This window comes from Vibrio sp. T3Y01, assembly GCF_013114525.1.
GTDB lineage: Bacteria > Pseudomonadota > Gammaproteobacteria > Enterobacterales > Vibrionaceae > Vibrio > Vibrio chagasii_B.
Genome location: NZ_VTXJ01000028.1, coordinates 36,183 through 52,267 on the forward strand (window position 1 = coordinate 36,183; position 16,085 = coordinate 52,267).

13 protein-coding genes are annotated in these 16,085 nt (G+C 45.0%); 9 read left to right on the forward strand and 4 right to left on the reverse strand.

The window, feature by feature from the left end; genetic code table 11:
• Positions 1-3: 3 nt before the first annotated feature.
• From F0232_RS22325 to F0232_RS22345, 5 genes are read left to right on the forward strand one after another with little or no spacing between them, the layout of a single operon-like run.
• Positions 4-1,203: a beta-ketoacyl-[acyl-carrier-protein] synthase family protein gene (locus tag F0232_RS22325; protein WP_105059148.1), complete on the forward strand. Its 1,200-nt coding sequence runs from the start codon at positions 4-6 to the stop codon at positions 1,201-1,203.
• Entirely contained in the window at positions 1,196-1,660 is a 465-nt protein-coding gene (locus tag F0232_RS22330; RefSeq protein ID WP_008218193.1) for a hotdog family protein, read from the forward strand. Before F0232_RS22325 ends, F0232_RS22330 begins: the two co-directional genes overlap by 8 nt.
• On the forward strand, positions 1,657-2,382 hold the full coding sequence (locus tag F0232_RS22335; RefSeq protein ID WP_105059147.1) for a 3-ketoacyl-ACP reductase FabG2: 726 nt from the start codon (positions 1,657-1,659) through the stop codon (positions 2,380-2,382). Before F0232_RS22330 ends, F0232_RS22335 begins: the two co-directional genes overlap by 4 nt.
• The gene (locus F0232_RS22340) at positions 2,379-3,602 is read left to right on the forward strand and encodes a beta-ketoacyl-ACP synthase (protein WP_171750975.1); all 1,224 of its coding nucleotides are present in this window, start codon (positions 2,379-2,381) and stop codon (positions 3,600-3,602) included. Before F0232_RS22335 ends, F0232_RS22340 begins: the two co-directional genes overlap by 4 nt.
• Before the next feature lie 8 nt (positions 3,603-3,610).
• Entirely contained in the window at positions 3,611-4,075 is a 465-nt protein-coding gene (locus F0232_RS22345; RefSeq protein WP_105059146.1) for an Sbal_3080 family lipoprotein, read from the forward strand.
• A gap of 110 nt (positions 4,076-4,185) precedes the next feature.
• On the opposite strand, the gene gltX is transcribed toward F0232_RS22345, so the two are convergent.
• On the reverse strand, positions 4,186-5,613 hold the full coding sequence (gene gltX / locus F0232_RS22350; protein WP_008218185.1) for a glutamate--tRNA ligase: 1,428 nt from the start codon (positions 5,611-5,613) through the stop codon (positions 4,186-4,188).
• A 300-nt stretch (positions 5,614-5,913) separates the two neighbouring features.
• On the opposite strand from gltX, the gene F0232_RS22355 reads away from it, so the two are divergent.
• Both F0232_RS22355 and F0232_RS22360 read left to right on the forward strand, forming a co-directional pair.
• Positions 5,914-8,727, forward strand: coding sequence for a heavy metal translocating P-type ATPase (locus tag F0232_RS22355; RefSeq protein ID WP_105059145.1), 2,814 nt, complete (start codon positions 5,914-5,916; stop codon positions 8,725-8,727).
• Positions 8,717-9,157, forward strand: coding sequence for a DUF411 domain-containing protein (locus F0232_RS22360; RefSeq protein WP_017631063.1), 441 nt, complete (start codon positions 8,717-8,719; stop codon positions 9,155-9,157). The genes F0232_RS22355 and F0232_RS22360 overlap by 11 nt, the downstream gene beginning before the upstream one ends.
• A 272-nt stretch (positions 9,158-9,429) precedes the next feature.
• Here F0232_RS22360 and F0232_RS22365 read toward each other — a convergent pair whose 3' ends face one another.
• Together F0232_RS22365 and F0232_RS22370 are read right to left on the reverse strand one after the other, a co-directional pair.
• The gene (locus F0232_RS22365; protein WP_105059144.1) at positions 9,430-10,143 is read right to left on the reverse strand and encodes an oligogalacturonate-specific porin KdgM family protein; all 714 of its coding nucleotides are present in this window, start codon (positions 10,141-10,143) and stop codon (positions 9,430-9,432) included.
• Between the two features lie 533 nt (positions 10,144-10,676).
• Positions 10,677-13,328 carry a beta-N-acetylhexosaminidase gene (locus F0232_RS22370; RefSeq protein WP_105059143.1) on the reverse strand — a complete coding sequence of 884 codons (2,652 nt, stop codon included), beginning with the start codon at positions 13,326-13,328 and terminating at the stop codon, positions 10,677-10,679.
• Between the two features lie 403 nt (positions 13,329-13,731).
• Here F0232_RS22370 and F0232_RS22375 point away from each other — a divergent pair, with 403 nt between their 5' ends.
• Together F0232_RS22375 and F0232_RS22380 are read left to right on the forward strand one after the other, a co-directional pair.
• Positions 13,732-14,610 carry a TraB/GumN family protein gene (locus tag F0232_RS22375; protein WP_105059142.1) on the forward strand — a complete coding sequence of 293 codons (879 nt, stop codon included), beginning with the start codon at positions 13,732-13,734 and terminating at the stop codon, positions 14,608-14,610.
• A 122-nt stretch (positions 14,611-14,732) separates the two neighbouring features.
• On the forward strand, positions 14,733-15,155 hold the full coding sequence (locus F0232_RS22380) for a hypothetical protein (RefSeq protein ID WP_105059141.1): 423 nt from the start codon (positions 14,733-14,735) through the stop codon (positions 15,153-15,155).
• An 84-nt stretch (positions 15,156-15,239) separates the two neighbouring features.
• On the opposite strand, the gene F0232_RS22385 is transcribed toward F0232_RS22380, so the two are convergent.
• Positions 15,240-16,076, reverse strand: a complete 837-nt coding sequence (locus tag F0232_RS22385) for a CsgG/HfaB family protein (protein ID WP_061034136.1) — start codon at positions 16,074-16,076, stop codon at positions 15,240-15,242.
• Between the last annotated feature and the right edge of the window lie 9 nt (positions 16,077-16,085).

The following is a 16,085-nucleotide window of genomic DNA, read 5'->3' on the forward strand; positions in this document are numbered from 1 at the left end:
ACTATGCCTATTTATATCCAAGACTGTGGTTTCCACTCAGCGCTAGGCTCAAGTATTACTGACATTCATGGCTGCCTAAAAGGCGAACGTGAACCAAACATGATTGAAGTGAGTGATATGCTGAACGACGGCAAACACACTGTCGTTGGCAAAATCGCAGGTGAGCTACCAGAGGTTCCGTCCACTCTCGCGAAGTATGCCACTCGCAACAATCAACTGGCGTTATCAGTTCTCAATCAAATCAAAGACTCTATTAAGAAAGCAAAGTCACAATTTGGCGCAGATAGAATTGCTGTGGTAATTGGCACCAGCACCTCAGGTATCTCGGATGGTGAAGCGGCCTTCAAACAAAAACTGACAAACGGTGAGTTTCCAGAATATTACCATTACTCAAAACAAGAGCTTGGTGACACTTCTGAGTTCGTTAGCCAATATTGCGCGTTAACGGGACCAAACTATGTCATCTCTACGGCTTGCTCATCCAGTGGCCGTGTATTTCTGAGCGCCCAACGCTTGTTAGATTCAGGCATGGCTGATGCCGTGTTAGTCGGTGGTGTGGATACATTGTGTAAGCTGACACTCAATGGTTTCCATGGTCTTGAAGCCCTTTCAACCAAACATTGTAAGCCATTTAGCGAATCTCGAGATGGCATTAATATTGGTGAAGCAGCCGCATTTATGTTGCTCAGTAAAACCAAGATCAAGCGTGTTCATTCTACTCAAAACACACCTCAAATTGCCTTATTAGGCTGTGGTGACAGCTCTGATGCGCACCATATTTCAGCGCCTCACCCTGAAGGAAATGGCGCCGAACAAGCAATGAAAAAAGCTTTATATTCTGCACAGTTAACCGCAGAAGACATCGGTTACATCAATGCGCATGGTACCGCAACGCCACTCAATGACTCGATGGAAAGTAAAGCCATCCATCGTATTTTCGCAAACAAGGTTCCCGTAAGTTCTACCAAGCCGTTGACCGGGCATACTCTAGGCGCAGCAAGTGCGATTGAGGCTGCAATTGCTTGGCATATTTTGAAATATGACTTACCGCTTCCCTTACAAAAATGTCGGGATAAAGCTGAAGATATTGAGGTTGATTTGGTAAACTGTTCCCAGAAACTTAAAGTAAAGAATATCTTAAGCAACTCGTTTGCTTTTGGTGGTAACAACATTAGCCTGATTTTTGGTGTAGTAAATGACTGATATCCCTTCTGTAGACCAACTTCTCCCTCACGATGATCCGATGATATTAATCGATCGTGCTATCAGCGTAGAGGCGTTGTCGATCCACTGTCAGGTCGATATTGGTGACCATAATCTGTTCTTTAATGCCGAATCTCAAACAGTACCAGCATATGTTGGCATCGAGTTTATGGCGCAGTCTGTAGCGGCATGGTCTGGATATCACGCACTGAAAAGCGGCACCACTCCCCCTATCGGTTTTCTGCTTGGCTCTCGTCGCTATAAATCACTGTGTGATGAGTTTACTCAAGGCCAGACCCTTGATATCTATGCTGAACAACTGATGGAAGACAGCGGCATGGCCGTGTTTACCGCGAGAGTCGAAGACCAAGGCGAATTAGTGGCTCAATGCCAACTCAATGTCTACGTGCCAACTGAACAAAAATTACAAGAAATGAAAACTAGGAGCCCATCATGACCCGTCAGGTTTTAGTCACTGGTGCCAGCAAAGGCATTGGTAAAGCGATCGCTATTCAACTCGCGAAAGACGGATTTGAAATCGCCGTTCATTACATGGGTGACAAACAGGGTGCTGAAGAGACTCTACAATCGATCACCGAGCAAGGTGGCGCTGGACGTCTTATCCAATTTGATATCAGCAACCGCAGCGAATGTCGTGAAAAGCTAGAGTCAGATATTGCTGAACATGGCGCTTACTACGGTGTGGTAAACAACGCAGGCATTACTCGCGACAATGCATTCCCTGCGATGACAGAAGAAGAGTGGGATGGCGTGATCCACACCAACCTAGACAGCTTCTACAACGTACTTCACCCTTGTGTTATGCCTATGGTTCAAAAGCGTAAAGGTGGCCGTATCGTCACTCTAGCGTCTGTATCAGGCATTATGGGTAATCGTGGGCAAACTAACTATGCAGCGGCAAAAGCGGGGGTGATTGGTGCAACTAAGTCTCTTGCTCTAGAACTCGCAAAACGTAAGATCACCGTAAACTGTGTCGCTCCAGGCTTAATTGACACAGGTATGGTTGACGAGCACGTGAAAGATCACGCGCTTCCTCAAGTACCACTGCGCCGAATGGGTGAGCCGGAAGAAGTGGCAGGCCTAGTGAGCTACCTAATGTCGGATATTGCAGGCTACGTAACTCGCCAAGTGATTTCAGTAAATGGAGGCTTAGTATGACCCGCCGCGTTGTTGTAACTGGCATGTCTGGTGTTACTGCTTTTGGTAACGACTGGCAACAGATAGAGCCAAAACTAAAGGCCTGTGAAAATGCGACTCAATATATGCCAAGCTTCGAGCAATATGATGGTCTCAACACTAAGCTTGCAGCGCCTATTGATGACTTCCAACTGCCTAAACACTACAAGCGTAAGCAAGTTCGTGGCATGGGCCGAGTATCACGTCTAGCAACCGTTGCTACTGAGAATGCATTGGAGCAAGCCGGCTTAATTGGTCACGATGTATTGACCAATGGTGAGACTGGTATCGCTTACGGCTCTTCAACCGGCAGTACCGATGCGGTTGGTGCTTTTGGAGTGATGCTGAACGAGAAGTCTACACGAGCAATCACAGCAACCACTTACGTACAGATGATGCCGCACACTGCAGCAGTTAACGTAGGTCTGTTCTTTGGACTGCGTGGCCGCGTGATTCCCACCAGCAGTGCATGTACTTCAGGGAGCCAAGCCATTGGTTACGCCTATGAAGCGATCAAACATGGCTACCAAACCGTAATGGTTGCTGGCGGTGGTGAAGAGCTATGCCCAACTGAGTCTGCCGTTTTCGATACCCTTTTCGCTACCAGTTTAAAAAACGATACACCCAAGAAATCCCCTAGCCCATACGACAGCGAGCGTGATGGCTTAGTTATCGGCGAAGGCGCTGGAACCCTTATCCTTGAAGAATACGAACATGCGGTTGCTCGCGGCGCAAAAATCTATGCCGAAATCATTGGTTTCGCTAGCAACTGCGATGCCGCCCACGTGACCCAACCTCAAATGGAAACCATGCAAATCTGTATGGAAAAAGCATTGAGAGACGCACAACTTCCAGCTGAAAAGATTGGCTATGTCTCGGCGCATGGCACTGCGACTGAAAAAGGTGACATCGCCGAAAGTAACGCGACAGCGAATATCTTTGGCGAAGTACCTATTAGTTCTCTTAAGAGTTACTTTGGCCATACGCTTGGCGCATGTGGTGCGATTGAAGCTTGGCTCAGCCTTGAGATGATGCACAGCGGTTGGTTCAGCCCAACCCTAAACCTAGAGAATGTCGATGAACAGTGCGGCAAGCTCGATTACATCACGGGCTCAGGTCGCGAATTGGATGTTGAACATCTGATGAGCAACAACTTTGCCTTTGGCGGCATCAACACTTCAATCATCTTCAAGAAAATCTAGGATACGTAATGAAAAACTGGTTAGCCGTTGCTGCTGTCGCTTTACTCGCAGGTTGTAGTGCTCCTAAATATTCAGGAAACGCACTGCCAGAAGCAAACAACATTAAAAACATCACCATCGTAGAAGACACCAAAACACGCACTGTGTTTCTTGATTCGATGCTCGACTGGTGTTTGAACAACCAAGTAAAGTGTAAGGTTGTCGCGGACGGTTCTGAACACAAGCCTGAAGAAGTCACGCTAGATTACGTATCTCGTTGGAGCTGGGATTTGAGAACCTTTGTGGCAGACGCAAAGATCTCGGCTTATCAAGATCAACAGCGCGTTGGTAACGTAGAGTTTAAGGCGCCGAATAGCGGCAACTTTTCCAAGTTTGGTGACGATATGGAACGCATCAAAGCGATGATGGATATCTTGTTCGATAAGAAATCAGCCGTGCAAGCAACCCAAATGATTGTCGACGACCAGCTATAGCAAAGTTGTTTAGACAACAAACGAAGTTGTTTAGACAATAAAAATTGAGACAAATAAAAAGGGTCAGCAACCAAGTTACTGACCCTTTTTTGAATCTAGCAATCGCTCAATTAAGCGTTAGCTTCACGCTCTGCGATGAACTCAAGAGCCATCTTGATGCGAGCGATTACGCGCTCTTTACCAACAAGCTCCATCACAGCATCAACAGAAGGAGACTGACCGCCGCCTGTTACTGCTACGCGAAGTGGCATACCGATTTTACCCATGCCGATCTCTAGCTCTTCACATACTGCTGCAATCACACCGTCTTTGATGTTTGCTGTCGTGAACTCTTCAAGTGCTTCAACCTTAGCAAGAGCAAGCTCTAGTGGGCCTTTAGCAACACCACGTAGGTGCTTCTTAGCCGCGCCAGCTTCAAACTCAGAGAAATCTTCGTAGAAGTAACGAGATTGCTCAGCAAGTTCGATAAGCGTGTTACAACGCTCGCCAACTAGCTTGATCACTTCAGTGATCGCTGGGCCATTTGTTGTATCGATCTTCTGTGCGTCTAGGTGCCATTGTAGGTACTTTGCAACGTACTCAGGCTCAGAAGTCTTGATGTAGTGGTTGTTCAACCAAAGTAGCTTTTCAGTGTTGAATGCTGATGCAGACTTGCTGATTGCGTTCAGGCTGAAGAATTCAATCATCTCTTCTTGAGAGAAGATCTCTTGGTCACCGTGAGACCAACCTAAACGAACAAGATAGTTGTTTAGTGCGTTTGGTAGGTAACCTTCGTCGCGGTATTGCATTACTGATACAGCGCCGTGACGCTTAGACAGTTTCGCACCGTCATCACCTAGGATCATTGCACAGTGAGCGAAAGTTGGAACTGGCGCGCCTAGTGCTTCGTAGATGTTGATTTGACGAGGTGTGTTGTTGATGTGGTCTTCACCACGAACAACGTGTGTAATACCCATGTCCCAGTCATCCACTACAACTACGAAGTTGTAAGTAGGAGCACCGTCTGTACGACGAATGATTAGGTCATCAAGTTGGCTGTTAGAAATTTCGATGCGACCACGGATTTGGTCATCAAATACTACACTGCCTTCTTTAGGGTTGCGGAAACGGATAACGCACGCATCGCCTTCTTGTGCTGCTTCGTTAGCGGCAATAATTTTAGGGTGGTTCGCATCGTAACGAGCCATCTCTTTGTTTGCTTCTTGCTCTGCACGAATTTCATCAAGCAGTTCTTTAGACGCGTAGCATTTGTATGCTTTGTCTTCAGCTAGAAGCTTATCAACCATTTCGTTGTAACGGTCAAAACGCTTAGATTGGTAGTAAGGACCTTCGTCCCATTCCATACCCATCCATTGCATGCCTTCTAGAATTGCATCAACCGCTTCTTGAGAGTTACGCTCAAGGTCTGTGTCTTCGATACGTAGAACGAATTCACCGCCTTGGTTTTTAGCGAATAGCCAAGAGTAAAGTGCAGTACGTGCACCACCAACGTGAAGATAGCCAGTTGGGCTAGGAGCAAAACGAGTTTTAACCGTCATTTAAATACCTTGATTATGTAGGTGATTCTTTTAGTGGAGCCTATTACAAGGCCTGCAATAGTCAAACATCACTAAATTTTGGGCGCTATTTTATCACCACCGCTTAAATCTACAATCAGTAGTGAATGATTAATGTGCTGTTGTTGTACGAAAGCCGTTATTGAAAGGCCAATTACGCCCTAAAAGTCGTAAATAAATAGTCTTAGCCAGTAGATTATAGTCGCACATTCTGAATTTCCCTCTTCCATTCCAAACTGAAACCACCAGCTAGCACTCCACCAAGTTCAAATTCTTGAATTTATGTTTGACCTTACCCTTACGGGAAGGTTTATGTTAGGCGTAGATGAGAATTGGAGTATCGATATGAACCACTACACAACGGCGCTCAACGGCCTAAATTGCATGGGTTGCGCGAAGAAAGTTCGCACACTGTTTAGCGATCTCGACAGCACGATGATTAATGACATATCACCGACCTACATCGATATTTCGACTCCATTTAGTTACATTCAGCTCAACGAACAGTTAGCAACGCTTGGCTATTCTATGGGTAATCAGCTGCACCTTTCGCTATCCGGTCTGAGTTGCGGCAAATGTGTGAGCAAACTGACTAAAGCGCTTGAACAAACTGAGCAAGCCTCAAACCTAGAAGTCAGTAAACAGGAATTATCACTGGTTACTCTGCTTTCTGAATCTGAGGTGATTAAGCTGGTCGAAAGCCTGGGTTATCACGCCGCTCCCTACTCTGAAGCAAATGAGCTCTCACCGAGTTCAGATTTAGAAGAAGATAAAAAATTAGATCCTACAGAAGCGACGCCAACTGACCCCGTTGCGAGTCAATACACTTACCACCTTGTTCTTGAAGGAATGACGTGTGCGAGCTGCGTTTCTTCAGTCGAAAAAGCACTGAAAAAAAACAAGTTCGTCGACCAAGCTCAGATCAACCTTGCCGAGCAAACAGCCTTGGTTTTCACCTCTAAAACACGTGACCTCATCGAAAACGAGCTCATCCAATCGGTTAAAACTGCAGGTTATGGTGCCGAGTTTGTTGATGATGCGGCAACACAACAACAAAAACAGCAAGAGCAACAACTTCGCACTCAACAGGCCTTCCTGAAAAACTCAGTAAGTGCGCTACTGCTTGGAGCTCCGCTGATGGCTTGGGGTGTATTCGGCGGCAGCATGACCATTACTACATTTAACGACCAACTGGCTTGGGGATTAATCGGTGTGGTTTGTTTAGTGCTGCTGGCCACCTCTGGACGCAGCTTCTTCACCAATGCTTGGCAATCTCTGATGCATAAACGTGCGACCATGGACACACTAGTTGCTTTGGGTACAGGCGCAGCATGGTTCTACTCAATGTTGGTTGTGCTGATTCCATCATGGTTTCCAGAAGCCTCTCGCCATGTCTACTTTGAAGCAAGCGCGATGATAATAGGCCTTATTTCTTTGGGTCACTACATCGAAGCCAAGGCCAAAGCACGCACTACGAAATCGCTACAAGCACTGATTAATTTACAGCCTCAAAAAGCGATGGTTATCGTCGATGGCAAAGAGCAAATCATTGCTGTAGAAGCTATCCAAGTGGGTATGCAGATACGTGTCAAACCGGGTGAGAAAGTACCGGTTGATGGCGTTGTGGTATCAGGTGAGTCTTACATCGATGAATCCATGCTAACTGGTGAGCCGCTTCCCAACGTAAAATCAGTTAATGATGGCGTTTCTGCAGGTACCATTAATGGTGATGGCAGCTTAATTATTGAAGCGACAGGAATTGGCTCAAGCACTATGTTGGCTCGCATTATCCAGATGGTTCGCCAAGCACAAAGCAGTAAACCTGCAATTGCGAAACTTGCCGACTCTATCTCAGCTATTTTCGTCCCAGTTGTCGTCGCGATCGCAGCAATTGCATCCCTAGTTTGGTTCTTTGTTGGTCCGCAACCAAGTGCAAGCTACATGCTTGTGGTATCCACGACTGTGCTGATCATCGCTTGTCCGTGTGCCTTAGGCTTAGCCACTCCACTTTCTATTACTGTCGGTGTCGGAAAAGCTGCTGAGTTTGGTGTTCTAATCAAAGACGCCGATGTATTGCAGTCAGCGAGCAAAATTGATGCTGTGGTATTTGATAAAACGGGCACCCTAACCCAAGGTAAACCAAGCGTTCAACAGGCCTTTTACCCTAATCTAACGGAACGGGAATTACTGGCTTACGCTTATTCCGTGGAAGTAGGATCTGAGCACCCACTCGCCAAAGCTGTTTGCCAATATGCCGAGAACTTAGAAGTTTCAGCAATCCCACACAGCGACTTTGAAAACAGCCGCGGCCTTGGCGTACAAGCCAACATTAACGGAAAACACGTTCAAGTCGGTTCGCTGAAATACCTAACACAATTAGGCGTAAATACAGAAATTGGCACAGATTTCATCGAGCTTTGCCGTACACAAGCATGGACACCCATCTTCGTAGTCATCGACCAAAAACTGGAAGGCATATTAGGCATTTCAGACGCGTTAAAAATAGATAGCAAACAAGCTATTGCTCAACTAAAATCCGCCGGAATTCACACTGTGCTACTCACTGGTGACAACCACTCGGTTGCTCAAGCGATTGGCAAAAGCGTCGGTATCGATGAGGTTATCTCTGAAGTACTTCCAGAGCAGAAGGCGCAACATATTGTTCAGCTTCAACAACAATATAATAGTGTAGCCATGGTTGGAGACGGTATTAACGACGCACCAGCACTGGCTCAAGCCGATATAGGTATCGCAATGGGCAGTGGCAGTGATGTTGCGATTGAAAGTGCACAAATGACACTCCTCAACTCGTCGCCACTGTCTGTAAGCAACGCGATCGAGCTATCTCAAGCGACCGTAAGAAACATGAAGCAAAACCTGTTTGGGGCCTTCATCTACAACTCGCTTGGCATCCCTATTGCTGCCGGTGTGCTCTACCCGTTTTTTGGATTTCTGCTTAGCCCAGTAGTTGCAGGAGCTGCTATGGCGATGTCGTCAATTACTGTGGTAAGCAATGCCAACAGGCTGAGATTGTTCAAGCCCACTCATTCTAATATCAATAAAAACCATATTCATGAGGTTAACCATGATTCGTAAAGTTATGACTCTTACTGCACTCGCTGCAATTTCAGGACAGGCTTTAGCTACTGATGTTCTAAACCATAAATCTCCATACTGCGGCTGCTGCACAGAATGGACGGAGCATATGCGTGATGCCGGGTTCGATGTAACAGAGAAGCTCCACGATGATATGAACCCTATCAAGCAAAAGTTAGGCGTAACGCAAGAGCTGGCTTCATGCCACACCGCAGAGATCGACGGTTATGTATTTGAAGGTCACATTCCAGCAGAAGACGTAAAAGCGTTTTTAGAAAACCCACCACGTAATGCGATTGGTTTGGCGGTTCCGGGCATGCCGATGGGCTCACCGGGTATGGAATATGGCGATAAGAAAGACGAGTACTCGGTGTACGCGTTTAATGATAAGGGTCAGGTGTTTGAGTACCGTCACTATAAAGGTAACTAGAGTACCAATTCACCTACGGTAGAATGGAAAGCATAAAAATAGAGCCTAGTATCAAGCAAACCCAAGACTGTGGTTTGCTTACTAGGCTCTTTGCTTTTGGACAGTAAAGCAAATCTTGTCGCGGTACCAACCGGGCTGTTAGTACCGCTATATTCCCCCGCTAATTAGCTAGCAAAGCTATTTAACAAAGAAGTTCACTCAGCTAATAATCTAATCGACTAAGCAGCTAAGCAGCTAAGCAGCTAAGCAGCTAAGCAGCTAAGCAAATCAGCTTAGAAGCCGTAAGAAGCACCGAATACGAATGCGTTGTTCTGCTTAGAAGCACCGTTTGCGAAATCTACGCCGTTAGCTTGGCTACGGAACTCAAAGTAAGGTTGAACACCTTGACGAGTCCATGTTGCACGTAGCTCGTGGTCCATCGCTTCAGCGTCAATCATGTAAACGTTGTTGTAGCTAAGTGCTAGGTCTTCATTCACTGTGTAAGCAATGCGGTTATCCATGCGGTAGTCTGTATCAGCATCAGCAGAAGTATCATCGATGTGAGCACGAGTACGGTTGCTAATCGAGATACCGTTATCGAAGTTGTAACCGATCTTAACTAATGGACGGAATTGAATGCTCTCACCCGCAGAGAATACATGTTGGTAACCCGCCGCAACCCATAGGTTGTCAGTGATATTGAACGCTTGCTCACCACCAACCGTGATGAATGCGTTCGCTTGACCAGTCGTTGGCAAGCCACCAGTTTCAGCAGCAGTTAGTCCTTCAAGCTCACCCAGTTGGATGCCGTCAAACTCAGTGTAAACCGTGAAGCCGCCTAGAGAGTTGTCAAACGTGTGGCCAGCTTCTAGCGTAGAAGTCATGTCAGAACCGTGGATACGGCCGTCATCGTGAATTTGGATGTTACCTGTTACGTAAGAAGAACCAGCAAAAGCACTAGAAGCGAAAGCAAGAGAAAGAGCACTTAGAGCGATAATTTTTTTCATAGTAAACTGCCTTAGTTTGATTTTTTCAGCGGCATATCTTCGGTATATCATTCACCTTCACCGCTTGAGTAATTGGTCGCCTCCCTGGCATGAAATCTATGTTGCTCGAATTAATTTGCGTTTCAAAATAAAAGGACCAACAGAGTGATCCCTCTCACTATCAAAAAAAGACAAGTTATTTAAAACTTTAAAATCAACAACTTAAAAACATAAAAATTGATAAAAAACTCAAGATGGAAAAATATACAGATCGGGATCACGTTATTTCACGAAGAAAAATTAGATTTAGATAGTTGAATCACATCTGATTTAGAGTTTTTTATTGGAGACTTATTTTTTGAAGAGAATAATGAGAGGCTCGTCACTTTTGGGATTAAAGTCACCTTATGTGCATTGTTGACGATATAAACAAACAAGATTTCTATATGTTTCAGTTTTGGATAGGCACCTAATTCGCAGTAAACAAAAAGAGCTCCTGTTTTATCTTGAATAAGATAAAGGCCAGGAGCTCTTCTACTAATAGTGCTTATCGATTATTTAACTGAGGTCACTCGACTTACTTTCTCACCACTTTCTGAAATAGAGCGGATGTAAGTCTCACCAGAAACTGATGGACGTTGTTGCTCATCATACGTTAGCCAGTTTTCACCATCTGCTGAGTATTGAAGCTCTACACCAGGGAATTGAACGTTCATCGCTAGCTTACCGTCAACAACCTTCGCACCTGGTACTGGTAGTCGGTAGTCAATACCTGCTTTTTCTAGCTTAGCCAGCTCGCGTTGACCCACGATATTGGCGAAGCGATTGAAGTCGCTGTTTAGCGCTTGCTTATTCACTAGGTTAGTTTCTTGAGAGTATTCAACGCCAACCTTGTAGTCGTTTTCCCAATCTGCTCGGTGCCATGCGCGCTCTGCTGCTGCTAGTACGCGAGGGAACACCATGTATTCATATTGCTCATCGTTACGTACTGTCTCAGACCAAAGCTGTGCTGATAGACCGTAGAAAGGTTTCGCTTCGATTTCACCTTTGCCAATAAAGCCGTTGCCATCGCGGTCTACAGATGTTTCCGCGTTTTGAGGCATATTCTCTGGTGCAAAACCAAACATTTTACGAGTATCGGTTGCACGAGTACCCCAATAGTAACCACGCTCTTTCGAGTCAACCTCATATGGGAAGTCCATGTACACGTAGTCTGGGTTAGAAGCGATCACGTCGTAACCTTTCTTAGACCACTCGTACACTGATGATGTGCCCCCCCAGTAAAGAACGTCCCAGAAGTTAACGCGTGTGTTTTCTGTTGCGAACGCATTCTCACCTTCACTGTACTTAAGGCCATCTTGCCAAGCTTGGAAGTTTGGAATGCCCTTCTCTGCCACAATCTTAGACACCTCTTCTGCAAAGTGGCTTGGTAGGTGACCAAAGTCGCTTACCGTACCATCTGCGATTAGCGTCTGACATTGTGGAGACTGTGCGAATGGCTTGTCTTGTTTAGATAGGTCAATCGTACCTTTCCAAGCGACTTTATCTTCCGCGTTAACGTCTTGGAAACCAGCGCCTAGCTTGATGTTCTTTGCTTCGTCACCACCAAAGTGCCATGTTGTTAGTGGAGCGCCCGCTTCTTGGTGCATTGCCGCCACTTCAGAAATGACCTTATCAACAAAGCGAGTTGAAGATTCCATACATGGGTTGATGAAGCTTTGCTTGTTGTAGAACTGAACCGTGGTTACATTCGATGTATCTTGAGGATCCATCAGGCGGTATTCGTTTGCTTCTGCTTCTTTACCTTGATCCATTAGACGGTCGTAACGCGCTTCCATTGATACCACAGCTGCACGAGCGTGCGCTGGCATATCGATTTCAGGAATCACTTCGATGCTGCGCGCTTTAGCGTAGCTTAAGATCTCGACGTAATCCGCTTTACTAAAGAAACCAGAGCCAAAGTTGTCTGTTGTTGGACCAGAACCTAGCTGAGGCAGTAAGCAGCTTTGTTCATCCAAATCAAAACAACGATTAGACCCTACATCCGTTAGCTCTGGTAAACCTGGAATTTCTAAACGCCAACCTTCATCATCCGTTAAGTGAAGGTGCAGTTTATTCATCTTGTATGCCGCCATTTGATCTAGCGTTGCTAAGATGGCATCTTTTGAGTGGAAGTTTCGAGCAACATCCACCATCACACCACGATAATCAAAGCGCGGCGCATCTTTAATTGACAGTTGTGGTAATGATTCAGCGTTCTGACTATCTATTAGGCCAAAAATAGACTGAACTGCGTAGAAAGCGCCGGTTTTATCAAACGCTTTAATCGCAATCCCCTCTTCCGAGATGCTTAGTTCATAAGCGCCAGATTTCGCTAAATCACCCGTAAACTGAGTAGGAACAACAGCGACACTTACAGGAAGGTCACCACTCACATCTACGTTTACCACATCTGCACGTTCTTCAATTGCAGCGAACTGATCAGCGTCGAATGCGTCTTTTGGTAAAGCAATACCACCAGCAATACTTACTGAACCTTCACCCGCTTCTACCGACATTGGTGTTGGCAATAGCGTTGTTGATACATCTTGAGTTGCTAGATCAGCATTCTTTTCAAAACGCGTCACCGCTGTCGCCATTACGTTGTTATCATCAGGCGTACGCTTAAGGTTATTACCCTCAAGGCCGGTTACGAACGATGCAACATCTTCTGTATTCAATGATGCAATCATCTTAGGTTCTGCGTTTGGCGCCGTCACGAATGCACCTGGCATAAAGTCAGTTTCAAACAGTTGCCAGTATTCACTCGTTAACGGAAGAACCACTTCTTCACCAGCCGCAAAGCCGTCAAATTTTTCAGTAGGTTCTAGCTTGTGAAGGTCACCAGTAACGCGAGTGATCTTAAATTGCTCATTATCAACATCTAAAATAAGACGAATACTGTGGAAGTAGATGCTCCAATCTTTAGAGTCAATCGCTTCACCGTCATTGGTTAGCGTCATGTTCACTTTATTACATGACGCCCATTCAGCACCTAGATCCTGACAAGCCAAGCCTTCATTCGCACCATGGTTAGTTAGAATTTCGTACTGAACATCAAGATTGTCAGCCAGTGCATTCACTACTTTTTGTTCTGGTGCTTGCGTTACTGCACAACCTGTTAGGCCAGCCAATACCGCTACAGATAGTAAGTTTCTCTTCAACATCGTATTCACCCATAAGTTAAAAATTGAGTAAGAAGCAAAATGGAGCGCTTCGAAAGTTAGATAAACTATATGGGCTTATTTTTTACCGTGAATTAAATCGAGCTAATAAAGTGATCGGCTTCAAATCTCAAAAATATTGATAAATTTAATTTAAATAAAATCATCAAGTTACAAGCAACGGCACTTCCGTCATTTTAATTTTGACGTAAAATTTGAGAAATGAATCACAATCTTTTTTACCGATTTCATAAAATCGTGTCATTGGTAGTCAGAAAGGATTTAGAGTTTCAGCGTATTGTTATACTTTTCGTACAAACAACGTGACATTGTTCTCAAAAAAAACCGTTAAAAAACTCCGTCAAAATCATTTTTAACGAGTTACGTCTTCCTCTAGGAGCTCTCTTTGCGTACATTCTTATACTTAACGTTACTCGCTCTTACCTTTACGACTAAGCACGCTTTAGCAGAACCTCTGTATTGGCAAGCCAAAAAAGATGACCTGACCTTAACAATTTTAGGTTCTGTACACGTTGGGGATGAAAGCATGTATCCACTTCCCACGCAGATTACCGACACATTAAAAGAGAGCGATGGCCTAATCATCGAAACGGATATCAGGAAATCCGAAGGTGTCGTATACCCGGCTACAACAGTTACCACGGCTGATGTGCTCAGCGCAGAACAAAAGCAGTTACTAACAAGCATTTCAAAATCTTTGGGGATGCCGACTCAGCAACTATTGAGCTCTCCACCTTGGGCGACATCTCTATCGATACAAATGCAGCAATTAAAGAATCTCGGCTATGGCTCGGCGGGCGGTGTAGACGCAACATTAGCCTATAAGGCAACCATACAAGACGTTCCGGTGATCAGCTTAGAGCCTCTACAATTTCAAATTGACCTAATCGCAGGACAAAAAGATTCGGGTAAAGAGTGGTTGTTGACTAGCCTTGAAGAATTTGACCAAACGGACCGTGTCGTGCATTGCCTCATTGAAAGCTGGAAAGCGGGCGATGAGTCCAAACTTGAGGATTTTGCGGAATTGTCTGAAATGCCAACCGAGCTTGAGAAAGCATTCCTAACGGATCGTAACGTAGACTGGGCAAATAAACTATCATCCAATGACTGGAAACTCGATACGAAAGGACACTACTTGTTAGTCGTCGGCACCTTACACCTAATTGGCGAAGGTAATCTTTTGCAGTTGTTAGAAGATAAAGGGTTCAGTGTGACGCAACAATCAAAGAGCCAAAAAGCACAGTGTCAGTTTGAAGATCACTAGTTAATTTTGATGCCATGACTTTTTCATTATAAAAGCGTTTCCTTAATAACAGACATTTTACATTTAGCAACGCTATAGTGGTGCTATCATCTTTCGCTCTTTTTATAAATGGTGTTGTTCTAATGAAACCAGTACTTTTCGCTTTTCCTCTAGCCTTTGCCGTCCTTATGCCTACAGTAGTGTCTGCCAAAGAAACTTGTACGGTAGAACAATTTCAAGCTATCGACATTCAGCCAGATACAAAGGGTGGTGTGATAGATAAAGAAAGTGGGCAATTTCTCATAACAGAGAAGCCGCCAATGCGATGTGCGACGATAACATTCATAACATCGACAACGAGAAACCGCATCGCCAGCCAAATGAATGGAAACTTTGAAGCAAGCTTCTACGATAATCAAACTGGGAACTCTAGTTCGGCTACGTTTAATGAAGATGAAGTGAAGGCGGGTTACATTCGAATTGGTCCAAATAATCCAGCAGAAGCTTATGTTTGTTTTGTTACTTCAGAGACACCGATCAAAGACATTACTTGTGACGTCAAATAAATCAGCTGAGTAACAGATAAAAAAACAGGGCTACGGGTAAGATCCATTTTCCGCATAGCCCTATTTTGCTGCTTACTCGGTTATTTAAAGAATGTCAGTGCTCGCTTCCGAATAACGTGCAATGATTGGGTTTTGCATTGCATTAGGGTCACCAGGCGACCACATACCACGTTTCATTCCTTTAACGATTAAATGAATCACTGCCGCATCTATCGCAGACATTACGGCAATATTCACTGGTTCATTTTGGCTGTAGCCCATCTCAACTTCTAACAACTCTTTATAGTCAACAAAGCGAAATGCACCGAAGCCGATCTCATGAGAGGAAATGGTTTTAGTAGTAGTGACACTCAAAAGAACTTGCCCAGTTCGAACATCGACGGCTCTCAAATTCACCGTGACTTGATCCGTTCTGTACTGCCCAGAACCACCAATACCTAAATACTTAGCGCCTGCCCCTCCGGTAACAATATTTGAGTCATAAGCCACAATCCCGCCTTCGATAACAATGTTAGCGGAACTCAAGGATGACAAATCCGCACCATGATTATTCACGACTTTGTCTTTTTTCTGAGCTGCACGAATGATCTTACGTTCAGTCAACAAGTTCTGTAGCCCTTCACGTTCTAGAGGGACGAACCATTGTGAATCAATCAATGCTGTCGTGAGTAGTGACGTACCGCCCTGTGGTACAGCCGTCGAGAAGTTACTGTTTGGCTGAGGTTTGTATTGCCCCGTTTGGTCTCTAAAGTCATAGACTGAGACCAATATCTTACCGCGAGGCTGAGGTAATGAAATGAGATCGGTGTAAGTGGACCCTCTCGGCATCAGTTTAGGCGTTTCAGAAGTCTCTGGAATTTGCATAGAGTAAGTGCATCCCCCTAACACGAAGGTTAGAAAGACGATAATAATCGTTTTCATAACACAATC

What these genes read in the sequence shown, in the direction of transcription:
- F0232_RS22380 (WP_105059141.1), top strand. Translation starts at nt 14,733, where the DNA reads ATGAAACCAGTACTTTTCGCTTTTCCTCTAGCCTTTGCCGTCCTTATG.
- F0232_RS22360 (WP_017631063.1), top strand. Translation starts at nt 8,717, where the DNA reads ATGATTCGTAAAGTTATGACTCTTACTGCACTCGCTGCAATTTCAGGA.
- F0232_RS22340 (WP_171750975.1), top strand. Translation starts at nt 2,379, where the DNA reads ATGACCCGCCGCGTTGTTGTAACTGGCATGTCTGGTGTTACTGCTTTT.
- F0232_RS22330 (WP_008218193.1), top strand. Translation starts at nt 1,196, where the DNA reads ATGACTGATATCCCTTCTGTAGACCAACTTCTCCCTCACGATGATCCG.
- F0232_RS22385 (WP_061034136.1), bottom strand. Translation starts at nt 16,076, where the DNA reads ATGAAAACGATTATTATCGTCTTTCTAACCTTCGTGTTAGGGGGATGC.
- F0232_RS22355 (WP_105059145.1), top strand. Translation starts at nt 5,914, where the DNA reads ATGTTTGACCTTACCCTTACGGGAAGGTTTATGTTAGGCGTAGATGAG.
- F0232_RS22365 (WP_105059144.1), bottom strand. Translation starts at nt 10,143, where the DNA reads ATGAAAAAAATTATCGCTCTAAGTGCTCTTTCTCTTGCTTTCGCTTCT.
- F0232_RS22325 (WP_105059148.1), top strand. Translation starts at nt 4, where the DNA reads ATGCCTATTTATATCCAAGACTGTGGTTTCCACTCAGCGCTAGGCTCA.
- F0232_RS22370 (WP_105059143.1), bottom strand. Translation starts at nt 13,328, where the DNA reads ATGTTGAAGAGAAACTTACTATCTGTAGCGGTATTGGCTGGCCTAACA.
- F0232_RS22345 (WP_105059146.1), top strand. Translation starts at nt 3,611, where the DNA reads ATGAAAAACTGGTTAGCCGTTGCTGCTGTCGCTTTACTCGCAGGTTGT.
- F0232_RS22335 (WP_105059147.1), top strand. Translation starts at nt 1,657, where the DNA reads ATGACCCGTCAGGTTTTAGTCACTGGTGCCAGCAAAGGCATTGGTAAA.
- gltX (WP_008218185.1), bottom strand. Translation starts at nt 5,613, where the DNA reads ATGACGGTTAAAACTCGTTTTGCTCCTAGCCCAACTGGCTATCTTCAC.